Source organism: Rhizobium sp. 11_C7_N12_5, from assembly GCF_051811145.1.
Taxonomy (GTDB): domain Bacteria; phylum Pseudomonadota; class Alphaproteobacteria; order Rhizobiales; family Rhizobiaceae; genus Rhizobium; species Rhizobium lusitanum.
This window is the reverse complement of sequence record NZ_JBPWPY010000002.1, coordinates 766,101-782,868: the sequence shown is the minus strand read 5'-3', so window position 1 is coordinate 782,868 and position 16,768 is coordinate 766,101. Positions and strand designations below refer to the sequence as shown.

Annotated in this window: 13 protein-coding genes; 4 read left to right on the top strand and 9 right to left on the bottom strand. The window is 61.7% G+C overall.

The features are described 5' to 3' along the window. Positions 1–77: 77 nt before the first annotated feature. The 9 genes from AB8B29_RS22685 to cydD form a co-directional block, all read right to left on the bottom strand. Positions 78–1,967, bottom strand: a complete 1,890-nt coding sequence (locus AB8B29_RS22685; RefSeq protein WP_037197369.1) for a sugar phosphate isomerase/epimerase and 4-hydroxyphenylpyruvate domain-containing protein — start codon at positions 1,965–1,967, stop codon at positions 78–80. A 105-nt stretch (positions 1,968–2,072) separates the two neighbouring features. Further along, entirely contained in the window at positions 2,073–3,413 is a 1,341-nt protein-coding gene (locus AB8B29_RS22680; protein ID WP_037197551.1) for an MFS transporter, read from the bottom strand. 422 nt (positions 3,414–3,835) lie between these two features. Then, positions 3,836–4,240 (bottom strand): DUF983 domain-containing protein, encoded by a 405-nt coding sequence (locus AB8B29_RS22675; RefSeq protein ID WP_037197368.1) that lies wholly within the window; start codon positions 4,238–4,240, stop codon positions 3,836–3,838. A 213-nt stretch (positions 4,241–4,453) separates the two neighbouring features. Then, entirely contained in the window at positions 4,454–5,857 is a 1,404-nt protein-coding gene (locus AB8B29_RS22670) for a PLP-dependent aminotransferase family protein (protein WP_037197549.1), read from the bottom strand. 326 nt (positions 5,858–6,183) lie between these two features. After that, positions 6,184–6,306: a cytochrome bd-I oxidase subunit CydX gene (gene cydX, locus AB8B29_RS22665; RefSeq protein WP_037197367.1), complete on the bottom strand. Its 123-nt coding sequence runs from the start codon at positions 6,304–6,306 to the stop codon at positions 6,184–6,186. A gap of 18 nt (positions 6,307–6,324) precedes the next feature. Continuing rightward, positions 6,325–7,479: a cytochrome d ubiquinol oxidase subunit II gene (cydB, locus tag AB8B29_RS22660; RefSeq protein ID WP_047561420.1), complete on the bottom strand. Its 1,155-nt coding sequence runs from the start codon at positions 7,477–7,479 to the stop codon at positions 6,325–6,327. A 6-nt stretch (positions 7,480–7,485) separates the two neighbouring features. Next, entirely contained in the window at positions 7,486–9,087 is a 1,602-nt protein-coding gene (locus AB8B29_RS22655; protein ID WP_439006719.1) for a cytochrome ubiquinol oxidase subunit I, read from the bottom strand. A gap of 80 nt (positions 9,088–9,167) precedes the next feature. After that, entirely contained in the window at positions 9,168–10,859 is a 1,692-nt protein-coding gene (locus AB8B29_RS22650; RefSeq protein WP_037197731.1) for an amino acid ABC transporter ATP-binding/permease protein, read from the bottom strand. Then, positions 10,856–12,547: a thiol reductant ABC exporter subunit CydD gene (cydD, locus tag AB8B29_RS22645; RefSeq protein ID WP_245297561.1), complete on the bottom strand. Its 1,692-nt coding sequence runs from the start codon at positions 12,545–12,547 to the stop codon at positions 10,856–10,858. Before cydD ends, AB8B29_RS22650 begins: the two co-directional genes overlap by 4 nt. A 546-nt stretch (positions 12,548–13,093) precedes the next feature. On the opposite strand from cydD, the gene AB8B29_RS22640 reads away from it, so the two are divergent. The 4 genes from AB8B29_RS22640 (at position 13,094) to AB8B29_RS22625 (ending at position 16,603) form a co-directional block, all read left to right on the top strand. After that, positions 13,094–13,549: a universal stress protein gene (locus tag AB8B29_RS22640; protein ID WP_037197727.1), complete on the top strand. Its 456-nt coding sequence runs from the start codon at positions 13,094–13,096 to the stop codon at positions 13,547–13,549. 118 nt (positions 13,550–13,667) lie between these two features. Then, on the top strand, positions 13,668–14,924 hold the full coding sequence (locus tag AB8B29_RS22635; protein WP_037197726.1) for an arsenic transporter: 1,257 nt from the start codon (positions 13,668–13,670) through the stop codon (positions 14,922–14,924). 57 nt (positions 14,925–14,981) lie between these two features. After that, complete coding sequence (locus tag AB8B29_RS22630) at positions 14,982–15,584, top strand: TetR/AcrR family transcriptional regulator (RefSeq protein WP_037197724.1); 603 nt, start codon at positions 14,982–14,984, stop codon at positions 15,582–15,584. 41 nt (positions 15,585–15,625) lie between these two features. After that, a complete protein-coding gene (locus AB8B29_RS22625; protein WP_037197723.1) occupies positions 15,626–16,603 on the top strand; it encodes a zinc-binding dehydrogenase in 978 nt (325 codons plus the stop codon). The last annotated feature ends 165 nt before the right edge of the window (positions 16,604–16,768 follow it).

The window sequence follows — 16,768 nt, the reverse complement described above, 5'->3', positions numbered from 1 at the left end:
CTCGTCTTCCTGGGTTCATCGATGCCCGCCATTGAAGATCAAAGCTTTAACACAGCCTCAACGCGAATGGGGAGAGCCTAACGCTTCGGCAGACCAATCGGTCGCAGATGCCGCCTCAGCGCTGCGATGCGGAAGATGGCGTTCGCCGCGCCATAGCCGCGATAGCCGCTGCGCTGGACGATCTCGAAGAAGAAGCCTTCGCCATAGGTCGGGCTGTAGAGCTGGAAATATTCGCCATGCTCGTCGCGATCGTAGAGAATATTATGTGCCTTCAGGCGCTCGGTGAAATCCGGGTCGAGGCCGAACCTGGCTTCCAGATCGTCGTAGTAATTCGGCGAGATCGCCAATGTCACGAAGCCGTTGGCCGAAAGGGCCGATGCCGTCGCGAAGATGTCGTCGGTCGCAAAGGCCAGATGCTGAATGCCCGAGCCGAATGTCTCGGCGATGAAATGGCCGGCCAGCGTATTGCGGTTCTCCGCACCGTTCAGCGTGATCCGCAACGTACCCGGGTCGTTTTCGACGACCTGGCTTCGAACGACACCGGCCGGGTCGATGATGTCGACCATCGGCGTCTTATGCGCATCGAGTATCGCCGTATAGAACAGCAACCAGGTCAGCAGCTCATCATACTTCATGCTCTGCGCGACATGGTCGATGCCCGTCAGGCCGACCGGCTGTAGATCGGCGCCGTCATCGACGGGGTCGAACTCGATCTCCCAGATCCGCCCGAGCGGGCTCTGGCGATCGAGGAAATAGAGGATGCCGCCGCCGATCCCGCGTATGGCAGGCATTTCGATCTCGCCGGGATCCAGCGACTGCTCGAAACGCTCGGCGCCGAGCGCAACGGCACGCGCAAGGGCTGCCTGCGCGTCGCCGACCCATAGGCCCATCGCATAGGCCGATTGCCCGTGCAGCGCATAGGAAGCGCCGGCGAATCCGCCTTGATCCGCATTGACGACCAGATTGATGCCTCCCTGCCTGAAGACATCGACGCGCTTGGTCTTATGGCGGCCGACATGCCGGAAGCCCAGCCCGCGCAGGCGATCGGAAAGGGCCGATATCTCGGCTTCATCGACGGTGAATTCGATGAACGCCACGCCCTCGACTTCGGCACGCGGCGGCATGGGCGCCAGCGTCAGGTTGCTGCCGCTTACGGCGCGGCGGACCTGATCGCCCAGATAGACAAGCGAGCGCCTGCCGTCGACGGCAATGGCCGTCGGCGAGCCGCCGCGGAACTGGTCGTTGAAAATCTCGAGCGAGAGATAGCCGTCATAGCCGGTCGCCGCTACCGCATTCATGAAATCGAGGACGGGCAGATCGCCCTCGCCCGGCATGTTGCGGAAATGACGGCTCCAATAAAGAAGATCCATGTCGATCAGCGGTGCGTCTGCAAGCTGGATGATGAAGATCTTTTCCTTCGGGATCGACCGGATCGAATTGACGTCGATCTTGCGCGAAAGCGTGTGGAAGCTATCGAGGATGAGGCCGATATTTGGGTGATCGGCACGTCGGACGATTTCCCAGGCATCGCGGTGATCGTGAATGTGCCGCCCCCAGGCAAGCGCCTCGTATCCGACGCGAAGACCGCGCTTTGCCGCCCGCTCCCCAAGCTCGAAAAAGTCGGCGGCAGCACGGTCGATGCCGCCAAGCGCCGCCGAAGAGACGTTCGAGCAAACAAGCACAAGATCGGTGCCCATTTCCTGCATGAGATCGAATTTGCGCTCGGCACGATCGAAAGTGCGGCTGCGCAACGGCTCGGGCATGCCCTCGAAATCGCGGAACGGCTGAAAGAGCGTGATCTCCAAGCCATAATCCCTAACCATCTGGCCGACCTGGCGCGGCGATTCATCGAAGGCAAGGAAGTCGTTCTCGAAGATTTCGACACCGTCGAAACCGGCCTTGGCGATGGCGTGCAGCTTCTCTTTGAGATCGCCGCTGATCGAAACGGTCGCGATCGAGGTTTTCATTGTGTCATCCCATCCATTTGGCGATTTCCAACAAATTCATCCGCGATCGCGTGCCCCCGCTGCTGCTATGAGGTGCCAGCACAACGCACCGGCACCCGTTCATAGTCAGAGGGCGCGGTCGGCATGCGGCGTCGTAGCCGCGTATCGGCCTATATCCCTGCCGAGCTGGTCGATCGGTGTCCGATAGGTCTCTGTCGCCGTTGCCGCGGAAACGGCGGCAATGAGAGCGGTGATCGAGGTAAATGCTGCGACCGGCACCCAGCCCATCGGCCCGGCGCCCATTAAGGCGGCACTGATCGCAGGGGCGAAGCCGCCGAGCGCAAAACCGATCTGGGTGCCGACCGCCATGCCGGACAGACGCACGCGGGTGTCAAACATTTCCGCATAGAGCGCCGGCCAGATGCCGTTGGAGGCGCTGTAGACCACGCCCGAGAGCAGAATGCCGAGGACGAAGACGAGCGTGAGGTTGTTCTGGCTGATCGCCCAGATATAGGGCCAGATCAGAATTGCGCAGCCGACGGCGCCGAAGATGAAGATGGGCTTTCGGCCGATGCGGTCGGCCAAGGTCGCCCACAGCGGGATCGCACCAAGCGCCACGAGATTGGCGAGCACCAGCACGGTCAGCATGGTGGAGCGGTCGATATGCATGGTGTTGACTGCATAGGATAGGGTGAAGACGCTGAAGATCGTGCTGACGACCGAAATCAATGCGGCAAAGATGATGCGCAGGACATCGGCCCAATAGTTCGTCATCAGGGCGACCAGCGGCAGCTTGGCAACCTCGCCCTTCTTAGTCTCTTCAATGAAGGCGGGAGTCTCGGCCAGCGTGCGGCGAACCCAGAAACCGACGATGACGACGACGAAGCTCAGGAAGAAGGGAATGCGCCAGCCCCATGACAAGAGCGCGGCTTCGTCAAGCCTCCCCAGCGGTATGAAGACGAGAGTTGCAAGGATCAATCCGGCCTGCGTGCCGCTCAGCGTGAAGCTGGTGAAAAAGGCACGCCGATGCTCCGGCGCGTGCTCGAGCGTCATCGAGCTGGCTCCGGCCTGCTCGCCGGCGGCGGAGATGCCCTGCAGCAGTCGCGCCAGAACCAGAAGCATCGGTGCCAATATGCCGGCTTGATGATAGGTCGGCAGGCAGCCGATGATGAAGGTCGAAAATCCCATGAGCAACAGCGTGAAGGTGAGCACCTTCTTGCGGCCGAACTTGTCGCCGACATGACCCAGGATAACGGCACCCAGCGGGCGCATGATATAGGCAACGCCGAAGGTGGCGAACGAGGCGATTGCCGCCGTCTGCGGATCTTCCGCAGAAAAGAATATCTTTGGAAAGATCAGCGCCGCCGCCGTCCCATAAACGAAGAAATCGTAATATTCGACAGCACTTCCAAGCCAGCTCGCCAAGGCGGCGCGCTTCGGCGTTTTATGTTCGACTGGTGTTTTCATCATCGTTCCTCCCCAGAACATTTCCGTTTCGAAGACATGCCGCATCCCTGAGCGCAAGCTTCGGCCGGCACCCTCCCGCGTGACATCCAAGATTGTCTTGGCAGCCATGGACGCCACCCATGGCAGCGTTCGTCACTCCTCACGACAAATAATGTACGAACTAGTTCGTTTTGTAAAGTACCGCTGTTTGAAGCTGCTTGCCGGCCTATTTTTCCAGATTGATCCATGCAGGCTCCGCCCTTTTAATCGGGTAGGTTCCGGCATCGGAATAGCCGTCTATGCATATGATGTTAATCGCTTTTGGGGCGATACATAGGCGCGCGGTAAACGCAACGCACTATGGTCGCAGAGACACTTACGGGCGGTCTCTCCGGTTGGCTGACGATGATGTATCCCGGCTCTCGATTGGAGCGGCCCGAAACTTATTTCACACTCTGAGGTGCATCCGTAGCAGGCAGACGAACGAGCTTGCCTTCCTCCGCCTTGTAGAAATATTGGCTCGCGATCAACCAACCCTTCAAGGGCCGTAGCGGTGGAATGCAGGTCGCCAGCATAAAGGGGCCGGTCACCAGAAACTGAACCCAGATCGGTGCGGAATAGGCGACCTCCAGCCAAACACCAAGAAGTACGCTCGGAATGCAGGCGAAGCAGATGACGAAGAAGGCTGGCCCATCGGCCGGGTCGGCAAAGGAGTAGTCGAGCCCGCACGCCTCGCACTCCTTGCGCAGAGTCAGGAACCCGTCGAACAGACGTCCCTGACCGCAACGCGGGCAACGGCATCTCAGTCCGGTCTGCAGCGGCTTCAGCGGGGGATATTCGGTATCCATGGCAATCTCGCTTTCAAACGGTAAGTCAGCATTATGATGCATTCAATTTTGATTATTGCATGCATACAATGTAATTACAATGAAAGAGAATTGTTTGTCCATTCGTCAGAATGACGCAGCGTAAATAGAGCGGAAGCGGGCGCAGAGGATCGCGTGTGCCGCCCGCAGTCGCGAGCCGCCTGTCCATCGCAGCGTTCGGGAAGCTGAGCGAACTCAGAAAAATGAGGCTGCCATCTCCGGCGGGCCTTCCAGGGCATGCGCCATGAAATCCAGCGCGCCTTGCAATCTTTCGCGTGAAATCGGGCCGCCGAGGCAGACCCGCACGGCCTCGGGCGCTGTTCCGTCGACCGTAAAGACATCGCTCGCCACGACGCCGATGCCGGAGTTGCGCATGTGGCTGCCGAACGTGGAGCGCGTCCAGCCGTTGGTCAGCGGCAGCCATATATTGAAGCTTATCGGATCGGCATTGTAGCTGCCGGCCGGCAGAATATTGGCCACCATCGCCTGGCGCGCAGCCGATTCCGCGCGAATGAAGCGCAGAATGCCATCGGCGGTGCCGTCCTCTATCCAGCGGGTTGCGAGCGCCACATTCAGCGGTGAGGCCATGACATTGTTGGTTCGCATGGCGCTGACGAAGGGCCATATGGCTTTCGTATCCGGCGCAACGACATAGGCGAGGCGAAGCCCCGCACCGATGCATTTTGCCAATCCGCCGATGTGCCAGGCCAGATCCGGCGCGATGGCCGCGATCGGCGGGGGACCATGCAGCGGAATGAAGCCGTAGGCGTCATCCTCGATGACCGGCACGTGGTATTCGCGAGCAATCGCCGCAATCGCCTCGCGGCGTTTCTCCGGAATGGTCAACGTCAACGGATTTTGCAGCGTCGGATTGAGATAGAGCGCCTTCGGCTGCAGCCGTTCGCAGGCCTCGGCGAAGGCGTCCGGCAGGATTCCCTCTTCATCCATCGGAAGGCCCGCGAGATTAAGCCGGAGCTGGGCGGCAATCGAACGCATGCCCGGATACGTAATCCTTTCTGACAGCACCGCCTCTCCGGGCTTGGCAAGCAGACCGAATATGGCGAGCAGGGCCGGATGCGCTCCTGGCGTTACGAAGATGCGCTCCTGCGACGGCACAAGCCCGCGGCGGCTGAGCCAGGCGGCAGCCGCTTCCTTGTCCATGCTCGAGCCGCCGAAACCCTGATAACGCAGCAGTGAAATGAGATTGGTCGCCACCGCGGACATGCCTTCGCGCATGCGGGCAACGAGGTCCGGATCGTTCGGCTCCGGCGGCAGGTTCATCGAGAAGTCGACCATCGAGGTGCGGCGCGGATCGGGCGCCGCATCTGACACGAAGCCACGGCGCTCCTTGTCGGCGCCACCGGTCACGAATGTGCCGCGACCCACATGGGAATCCACCAACCCGCGCTTCTGCGCCTCGACATAGCCTCGCGCCACCGTCGTGAAATCGATATTGAGGCGCTTCGCAAGCTCGCGCTGTGGCGGCAGCCTGTCGCCCACCACCAGAACGCCGCTACGCAGATCCATTTCGATCAGGTCGGCAATGGCGATATATCGGGGATTTGAGGAGCGGCTGAGATCGGGATGCCAGTTCTTCATTTCATGCTCCGCGATGATGATCGGACGGGGAAAGAAATCCAACCGACATTGATCGTATATTGTTGCATGCGGCTCACGTCACGCGAAAACATCGCGTCCACTTTGTGGGCGACGAATGACCAAATGCCGCAGCTGGCATGTCGACGCCACGCTCCGTTCAGCGAGAGAACCATACAATTGAATGCACCAAAAACTAGATTGATGGTATTTCCGCACAGTAGGTTTGCGAAAACGCCGCTCAGACGGCGGCAGTCCCGGGGCAGCCCGGCGCGAGCCGGGATGCCATTCCTGCTTGGCCGGACAACGATTTGGCGTTGCCTTGATAGTCATTGCCCCTTTTGGGAGGCTTTCTCTTTCGCCTGATCGTCGACGAGTTCATACCACATGGCATTGAGGACAGCGAAAGCGGCGGCCAGAGGAAAGCCGAGAAGCCAGGCGAAGTACCACATGCGGATTCTCCTTGAAGGTTAGTAGGCGTGACCGCCCTTGTCGTTCACCGTCTTCTCGTCGACCTTGCCCCACAGCACCCGATAGACCCAGGCAGTGTAGAAAAGGATGATCGGCAGGAAGATGCCCGTGACGACGAGCATGATGAACAGGGTCAGGTGACTGGACGAAGCATCCCAGACCGTCAGGCTGGAGCGCGGATCGAGCGACGACGGCAGGAGGAAGGGAAACATCGACAGACCCACCGTCGAGATGATGCCGAGGATGGCAAGCTTGCTGAACAACAGCACGGTCACTTCACGCCGGGCCAGCATGGCAAGCAGGGCGGCGGCCGCGCCGACGAAACCGAGAACCGGCGCGATCATCATCCACGGATGCGTACCGTAGTTGACAAGCCACGCCCCTGGACTGTGCTCGACGGTCTTGAGCAGCGGATTGGAAGGGCCGGCCGCATCGATGGCGCTGGAAATGCGATAGCCGTCGATCCCCGCCCAGAGAAACAGGCCGCCCAGCGCAAAGAGAACGATCACGGCCACAGCCGCCAGACTGCCATAGCGACGAGCACGCTCCGCAACGACACCGTCCGTCTTGACCTGAAGCCAGGCTGCACCGTGCATGGTGAGCATGGAGACAGAGAGAAGGCCGCAGAGCAGCGCATAAGGGTTCAGAAGCGCGAAGAACGACCCTTCATAGTAGATGCGCATGTCGTCATCGAAGCGGAAGGGCACGCCCTGCAGCACGTTGCCGACCGCCACGCCGAAGATCAGCGAGGGAACGAAGCCGCCGATGAACAGCGCCCAGTCCCAACCGGCCTTCCAACGGGCGCTTTCGCGCTTCGACCGGTATTTAAAGGCGACCGGCCGCAGGATCAACGCAAACAGGATGGCGAACATGGCAAGATAGAAGCCGGAGAAGGACACCGCATAGAGCGGCGGCCAGGCGGCGAAGATGGCGCCGCCGCCGAGGATCAGCCAAACCTGGTTGCCTTCCCAGGTCGGGCCGATCGAGTTGATGGCAATGCGCCGCTCCGTATCCGTCCTGGCGACGAAGGGAAGAAGCGTACCGACGCCGAGGTCGAAACCGTCGGTCACGGCAAAGCCGATCAGCAAGACGCCGAGGAGCAGCCACCAGATGATGCGCAGGGTCTCGTAGTCGATTAATTCATGAAGGATCATGGCAGGTCACCCCGCAGCCGGAACGAGGTTTTCGGAAATCAACTTGGCCTCCGGCACCTCGTCCGGTTCCGGGCCCTTGCGGATCGCCTTGATCATCAGCGTCATCTCGATGACAATGAGGACGGTATAGATCGCCGCGAAGCCGAGAATGGTCAGAAGCACGGTGCCGGCGCCGAGATTGGAGACGGCAGCAGCCGTCGGCAGCACGCCTTCGATGATCCATGGCTGGCGGCCGAATTCGGCAACCACCCAGCCCAATTCGATGGCGACCCAGGGCAGCGGGATGGCGAAGACGGCAATCCGCAGCAGCAGCGGATAGCGGTCGAGCTTGCGCCGGGCCGACAGCCAGAAGAACACCGTCATCAGCAGGATGAAGAACATGCCGAGACCGACCATGATGCGGAAGGACCAGAACAGCGTCGGCACATGCGGAATGGTGTCACGAGCCGCCTGCGCGATCTGCGCGTCAGTCGCCTGCCGGGGATCGTCGACATAGCGCTTCAAGAGCAGCGCATAGCCGAGCTGATGACCGATATCCGCGAAGGAGGAACGTGCCTGCTCGGCGGCCGGGTCCTGTACTGCCGTACCGGCGGCCACCGGCTTTGCCGCGCGGATCTTCATCAGCGCGTCATAGGCCTTGATGCCGTCGCGGATGCGGGTCTCCGCTTGCTTCTCGAGCGTGTCGATGCCGGAGATCTCCGTCGTCAGCGACCGCGTGCCGATCAGGCCCATGACCCAGGGAATATGCACGGCATAATGGGTCTCGCGCGCTTCCTGGTCCGGAAAACCGAAGGCGGTGAAGGCAGCCGGCGCCGGCTCGGTCGTCCACATGCCCTCGATCGCCGCGAGCTTCATCTTCTGATGTTCGGTCGTCAGATAACCGCTCTCGTCGCCAAGGACGACCACCGACAGTGCCGAGGCGAGACCGAAGGAGGCCGCGACCGTCATCGAGCGCTTGGCGATCTCGATATGCCGGCCTTTCAGCATGTACCAGGCCGAGACGCCAAGCACGAAGACCGAGGCACAGACGTAGCCTGCCGAAACGGTGTGGACGAATTTCGCCTGGGCGACCGGATTGAAGACGACATCGAAGAAGCTGGTGATCTCCATGCGCATGGTCTGCGGATTGAGCGCCGACCCAACAGGGTTCTGCATCCAGCCATTGGCGATCAGGATCCACAGTGCCGAGAAGTTCGAGCCGAGCGCGACAGCCCAGGTGGCCACCAGATGGCCGACCTTCGACAGCTTGTCCCAGCCGAAGAAGAACAGGCCGACAAAGGTCGCCTCCAGGAAGAAAGCCATCAGGCCTTCGATCGCCAGCGGTGCCCCGAAAATATCGCCGACATAATAGCTGTAGTAACTCCAGTTCATGCCGAACTGGAATTCCATCACGATGCCTGTGGCGACACCGAGCACGAAATTGATGCCGAACAGCGTCCCCCAGAACTTCGTCATCTGCCGCCAGATCTGCCGCCCGGTCATGACATAGGTCGTTTCCATGATGGCAAGCAGCACGGACAGGCCGAGTGTCAGCGGCACGAACAAGAAGTGATACAGCGCCGTCATGGCAAACTGCAGACGCGATAGCGCCACGATATCAAGTTCCATAGTCTTTCTCCCACCCCCTACGGTGTGTCTGACAGGAATGCGGCGCCATCCGACGCGCCGCGGGCATGCTACTTTGCCCCTCAGTCCGGCCGGAGCCGGTCGAGGAGCATGTCGAATTCCGGTGTGCCGCGCAGCGCTGTGGCGGCGATACGACCGCCGTCCAGGAGCACGATGCGATCGGCGATATCGGCCTCGCGGCGGATGTGCGTGGCAATGACAAGGCTGCGCGCGGCGGCCGCCGAAACCAGCCGTACAAGCACCGCGCGAGCCGTGCCGGCATCGAGGCCTTCCGTCGGCTCATCGAGCAGCCACAGGGGCGTGTCGCGCAACAAAAGCCTTGCAAGCGCCAGCCGGCGCGATTGTCCGCCGGACAGGCCGCTGCCGCCTTCGCCGAGACGGCTCGAAAGGCCGCGCGGCAAGGCTTCGATATCCTCGAGCAAACCGGCGGTGGCGAGCGCGCGGCGCAGCCGGCTATCGTCCGCATGCGGATCCGCCAGCCGCAGATTGTCGCGCACCGTGTCCTGAAACAGCTCGCTGCGCTGTGTCAGCGTCGCCGCCGGCAGAGAGGCAACCGTGCCATTGGTTGCAGCGATCTCGCCTGCGAGCAGCGCCAGCAATGTCGACTTGCCGACACCGCTCGGGCCGACGATGGCCAACCGTTCACCGACCGCCAGCGACAGGGATAGATCGCGCAGGACCGGCAGCGCCGTGCCTTGATGCCCGACGACGACACCTGCCATCTGGAAGGCATGCTCCGCGTCCGGCCCGATAATCCCCGGCGCAGCAGAAACCGGCGCCAGCCGGGGCGCAATGCGTTTGGCGGCAAGCAACGTCCGCCCGAGTTCAAGGGCACCACGACGCATGGCCGCAAAGGGCTCCGTGGCGGCGAAAGCGACCAGCAGTGCGAAAGCGGCGGCAGGCGTTCCAATCGTTCCCTGCTTGGCAAGCAGGGCGACGGTCAGGAGCGTTGCTGTCAAAAGTAATGTGGAGGCCAGCGAAAAGCCTGCAGCGACAGCGGTGTCGATCCGGTTGAGGGCATCGTCGGCCTGCGCCAGCCGTTGATCGGCCACGGCAATGGCCACCCGTTGCGCCTGCAACCGCCCGACCATTGCAAGGTCCGTCTGGCCGGCGACGAGATCGATGCTCCGGGCGCGCAAGGCTTCCATGGCATGGACGCGACGCCGCCCCGGCTTCAACGCAAACTGTCCCGCCGCGAGCGAAAGGCCAAGACAGATGGCAACAAGCCACAGTCCCGCCAGGCCACCAAACAGCGGATCGATGAAACAGAGCGCGATCATGACCGCGAAAGCGGCAAGGACGGCAACGCCGGCCGGCACCAGCACGCGCAGATAGAGCGAATCGAGCGCATCGACATCGTTCGTCAAGCGGAAGAGCAGCTTTGCCGGCCGGCGCATCATCGCTGCGGCGGCAGCCGGCTGCGCCCAGCCGCGAAACAGCCGCTCACGCAGCGCTGCGAGCACCTTGAGCGTCGCATCATGCGTCACGATTCTCTCGCCATAGCGAGCCGCCGTGCGGCCGATCGCAAGCAGGCGTATGCCGGCGGAAGGCGCAAAGACGTCGAAGACCATGGCGCTGGTGACCGTCAGGCCGGCAAAGGCCGAGGCGGTGATGAACCAGCCGGATAGTCCGAGCAGCGCAGTACCGGCAAGCGTTGCCAGTGCCGACAGGCCGGCGCCGAGACCAAGGCTCGCGCCGCGCTCGACCGAGAACAGCCTGATGACCGGAAGAAGGATAGAGAGAGAGCGTCTCATGCAGCCACCCTCCGCGCCGGTGCCTCCAGACGAACGACACGGCCGAGACGTCCTGCCAGCACCGGATCATGTGTGGCGACGATCAGCACACGGCCCTTGGCAAGCGCAAGCAGCGCATCCGTCACGGCAGCCGCCGTTTGCGCATCGAGATGGGCAGTCGGCTCGTCGGCAAGGATGATGTCGGCGTGTTCGCCGACCATCATCCGGGCAAGCGCCAGCCTCAATGCCTCGCCGCCGGAAAGACCGAGACCGCCCTCTCCGACCGCTGCAACCCTCTCGGCAGTAAAGACCTCGTCGAGCGCCACATTCCGGAGGGCATTTGCAACCGCATGACCATCGATGCCGGTTCGTCCCAGCGCAATATTCCCTATGACACTACCAGCGAACACATGAGGCGACTGCCCGATCCACGCCATTCGCCGGCGCAAGCCATCCGCCGTATCATCCCGCAGCGGAATGCCGCCGACACGAATCACGCCGGCTTCATGCGGCGCCAGGCCGGCAATCAGCGACAGAATGGTCGTCTTGCCGGAGCCGCTGGCGCCCCATAGAGCGATATGTTCGCCTGGAGCGACGGAGAGATCGAAATGATCGATGACAGCCCTCCGCTCCGCACCATGGCGGAAGACCAGACCTTGGATCTCGACCGAGGCAGGGCCGGTGGATATGCACGGCTTCGCATCGCTGCCGCCGAGAATCGTTTGTTGCGACGATGCCAGATCCTTCAGCGCCGCAAGGGCCGCTTCTCCGGCTGCCCGGTCGTGCCAGACTGCCGACAATTCACGCAACGGCTCGAAGAAGGCGGGTGCGAGCAGAAGAATGAAGAGCCCCTGCGTCAATGTCAGGCGACCATCCCAAGTGCCGATGTCGATCGAGCCGAGTAGGCTGAAGCCGACATAGACGGCCATCGCTGCAACGCCGAGAGCGGAGAAAAATTCCAATACCGCCGACGACAGGAAGGCGATTCTCAACACCGCCATGGTGCGAACCCGCAACGACTCCGCGTCCCCACGCAATCGCAGCGCCGTCGCATCGACAGCACCGAGAGCGCGAATGGTGGCAAGTCCGCGCAGCCGGTCGAGCAGAAAAGCGTTGATGCCGCCGGTCTCGGCGAGCTGTTTCTCGCTGGCGGCTTTGGCACGCCAGCCGATCAACGCCATGAAGATCGGGATCAGCGGTGCGCAGAGAGCGAGGATCACGGCCGCTACCCAGGAAATCGGCAGGATGCAGACGAACATGACGAGCGGCACCACGCTTGCCTTCAAGCGTGCGGGACGAAATCGCTGGAGATAAGGAACAATCGCTTCGGCCTGCTCACCCAGCATGCTCGCCGCCAGACCGGATGCGGGCCTGGCGCTATCCAGGGGCGAGCGGAGTGCGAGTGCTGCCGTTGCAGCCGAACGATGCGCGGTCAGCTCCCGGCGTGCCGCCTGGAAAGCCAGCCGCCCGCCAGCCGCATCCAGGGCGGCACGCAGGATGCCAAGGCCCAAGACGATGGCAGCGGGTATCGTCAGATCCGACACCCCACCACCTTCGCTGATCGCTCCCACGCCAACGGCGAGCATGGCGGCCTGCCCTATCCACACCAGAGAAGATAAGCAGAGCAAAGCCGACGCAAAGCCCAAACCGGCGAGCCGTTCCGCGGACCGGCGGGCGGCTGCACCACGAGCATCGGCGCTTGCAGACATGCTTGGGCCACCAGCCTCTCGTCTTTCCAACATTCCATCGCCGGTAGAGGAAACACTCACGCTAGCCTGCCCTTTCCAATTCCATGCCCTCAAGAAGGGCCAATCGCCGAACCCGGAACACACTTGCTGCAACCGATGATATCGTAGCCCAACTAATATGACTGGCTTTCCGCTCCTTGTCAGCGCCAGAATAGCGACGCCGGCTCGCCGATGGGTTGCTGCCATGGCAAGTTGTTCGCGAAATAGTACTAGTGCATTTTTTGCACTGCACAAAAGCGCAGGATGTCGCAGGGCACCGCCACAAAGAGGGCAGATTGACGCAGAACGAGGCATTTCGACTATTCGTACAGGCTGTTCAACGCGATTTCCTTCAATCCCAAAGCGCGGCTGTGTATTGCTCCGCATCATTCCCGATACAAGACTTGACGGGCGCCGTCGTTATCGATGTGTTGGGTACGGATCGGTTTGCGCAAGCGAGAGTTGACGGAGAACTTGCGGGCCGGCTTAGGCGACCGCCCGGTATCGACGCATTTTATGGAGATTGAGATGTATGCGAAAATCATTTGTGCGATAGGGCTCGGATCACGCGAGCGCGCCGAACGTTTGTTGCGCACGTCTCAGGCTCTCCTGACGCCGGGCGGCGAGTTGACCATCGTGCATGTCATCGAACGCTCTCCTTCCGGAGACGAGAGCCCGGATAAATGGGCGGTCTCCGTCATCGGGGAAGCCGAGGAAAAGCTCAATGCACTCTGTAAGCGTCTCGGTATAATCGCCTCCATCGACGTACGCATGGGGACTGCATCGAAAACCTTGTTAATCGTCGCCAAGGAGAAGAAGGCTGATTTGATCGTCCTGGCAACTCATGCGTCCGATATCCTCGACCGCATATTCGGTTCAACGGTCGAGTACGTCACCCGGCACGCCGAATGTTCCGTTCTCATCGATCGAGCCGAGAAATCCGACCATAGCGCAACAACAAAGGGCAAAGGGAAGCAGACGTAGCGCTCCGTCGCGCCACATGATTCTGACCGCTTCTGTTGAGCGACGCCATAGTGACCGCTTGCGCTGCCGTTCAACAGTGTTACATACCCGCTCCCGTCACCTATCCAAGACGATCTATATGACCGAAGCCGCCATCACCTGGAGCATCGCCGGCCTGACCGCCATAGGGGTCGTCACACGTCCGTTCCGATGGCCGGAAGCGGTCTGGGCCGTGTTCGGCGCGGCGCTCCTGCTTGCCTTCCGGCTTATCGGGCCGGCAGACGTGTGGGCCGGCGTGTCCAAGGGCTTCGATGTCTATCTGTTCCTGATCGGCATGATGCTCCTGTCGGAGCTTGCCCGGCGGGAAGGATTGTTCGATTGGGTGGCGGCGATCGCCACCTCGCATGCCAAAGGCTCGCCTCGGCGGCTGTTTCTGCTCGTCTATGTCGTTGGCGTTGTCGTGACCGTGTTTCTCTCGAACGATGCGACCGCCGTCGTCCTGACACCCGCCGTCTACGCGGCCTGCCGCGCGGCCCGGGTCAAGGACCCCATGCCCTACCTATTGATCTGCGCCTTCATCGCCAATGCCGCCAGCTTCGTGCTGCCTATCTCCAACCCGGCCAACCTCGTCATCTTCGCCGGTGGCGAGATGCCGCCCCTATCGCGGTGGATGCAGACCTTCATGTTGCCGTCGATCGTCTCGATCGTCGTGACCTTCGCCTGTCTCTACTGGACGCAAAGACGCGCATTGGCGGAGGACAGCATCGCACGCAGCGTCGAGGAACCCGCCCTTTCGCACAGCGCCCGGCTGGCCGGATGGGGACTTGTGGCGACAGCCGTTATTCTGATCGGGGCATCGGCAATGAACGTCGATCTCGGGATCCCGACATTCGCCGCCGGCGTCACCACGACCATCCTCGTCCTCGCGCTCACCCGGCAGAGCCCGGTCGAGACCATCCGCGGCATCAGCTGGAGCGTGCTGCCTCTCGTTGCGGGGCTGTTCGTGATCGTCGAGGCGGTCAATCATACCGGCTTGACCGCTCTTTTGTCCGGCAAGCTGGCTTCGCTTGCGGCTCAATCCCAGGGGCAGGCAGTCGGCGCGGCGGGCCTTGCCGTCGCGATCGTCTCCAATCTCGTCAACAACCTGCCGGCAGGCCTTTTCGCCGGCAGCGCAGTACAGGCGGCCCATGTTCCGGACGCCATAGCAGGTGCAGTATTGATCGGCGTCGATCTCGGTCCCAACCTGTCGGTGACCGGTTCGCTCGCCACGATCCTGTGGCTCGCTGCCCTGCGTCGCGAAGGCCTTCATATGGGCGCATGGGTCTTTCTGAAGCTCGGCATCGTCGTGATGTTTCCGGCACTGATCCTCTCGCTGGCAGCACTTTCGCTGATATGACGGGCAAAGAATCCCGGCGTCGTAGACGACCGGTCGATTATTTGTTACGCACGGATCATGACCACCAGAACGAAATCTGATCTGACGCGCAACCACATCCTCGCGATCGGGCGAGAACTGGTCCTGCGAAAGGGTTTTGGCGGCGTTGGCCTGAAGGAACTGCTCGAGCAAAGTGCAGTGCCGAAGGGATCGTTCTATTATTATTTTGCGTCCAAGGAAGCCTTCGGCTGCGCCCTGCTGAAGGAATATTGCACCGACTATGCAGAGCGGCTCGACGCTCTGTTCGGCTGGAAGGGCAATGGCCGTCAAAGGCTGATGCACTATTGGCGTGCATGGGTTTCCGACGATCATGCGGCCAGCCTCGCGGATCGCTGCCTCGTCGTGAAACTCGCAGCGGAGATCTCCGACCTTTCCGAAGGCATGCGTGTGATCCTGCTCGGCGGCGTCGAGGATCTCATCCGGCGCATTACCAAAACAATCACCGAGGGTCGCGACGATGGTTCCATCGCGCCTTCATGCGTCCCGGAAAAGATGGCCCGGTCGCTTTACAGCCTGTGGCTTGGTGCAGCGATCCTGGCCAAGCTTGGAAAGGACAAGACACCGCTCGACCAGGCAATGCTTGCCACCGAGCAAGCACTTTCCCTACCCGGCAGCCTTTGATCCAGGCCCGGACCAGCACATGAACATACAAGGAAAACAGAATGCGTAGTGCCATCCATGATGTCTTCGGCGATCCTACCACGGTCCTTCGCCTCGCCGACATGCCCCTTCCCGAACCTGCTGCGGGAAGCGTGCGGATTCGCACCATTCTGTCGCCCATTCACAATCATGACCTTTGGACCGTCCGCGGCGCCTACGGCTACAAGCCGGTCTTGCCCGCCATCGGCGGCAGCGAGGCGGTGGGTATCGTCGATGCTGTCGGCGCTGGCGTCGATGTGACGCTGGTCGGCAAGCGCGTCGTTGCGGCCGGTGTCCATGGAACCTGGGCCGAGCAATTCATCGCGCCCGCTGCAAGCCTCGTTCCCGTGCCCGATGTCATCACCGACGAGGCCGCCGCCCAACTCATTGCCATGCCATTCAGTGCTATTGCGCTTCTGGAGTTCCTCGATGTCGGCCGTGGCGATTGGATCATCCAGAATGCAGCGAACGGAGCAGTCGGCAAGACCCTGGCCATGCTGGCGCATAGTCGCGGCGTACACGCGGTCAATCTCGTCCGGCGGGATGCCGGCGTAGACGAGCTGGCCGCGTTCGGCATCGAGAATGCGGTCTCGACCGCCTCTCCGGATTGGAAGGCCAAGGTGCGCGCCATCATTGGCGACGCACCGATCCGTGCCGCCGTCGATTCCGTCGGAGGCGTGGCGAGCAACGACCTTGCCGACCTCTTGGGCGAGAACGGCCTCCTGGTTTCCTTCGGCACAGCAGCCGGCAAGCCGATGCAGATCGCATCCGGCGCCGTCATCTTCAAACAGCTGACGATCAAGGGGTTCTGGGGCAGCAAGATTAGCGCCGCCATGTCCGCCGACGAGCGCCGCCGGCTGATCGAAGAACTCATCGCGCGCGTCGCATCAGGTGATGTCAAGCTGCCGGTGGAAGCGGCCTATGATATCACGGAGATCGCCCAGGCGGTAAAGTCCTCGCTGACACCGGGCAAGGCAGGCAAGGTTCTATTGAAACCGTAGCTTTCAGGCAGCGCTCGCCGCCCGCCGGTTCCCGGATCGGCCACCGGCTCCTTGCACGAGCAACCATTCCCACTCCATGAGTCGCCCCTGGCCGCAAAGCGTTCGGTGAGATAGCCGGCGAGTAAATTCAAACACTTCGCCTCGAAACATGCGTCTCGTTGCGGA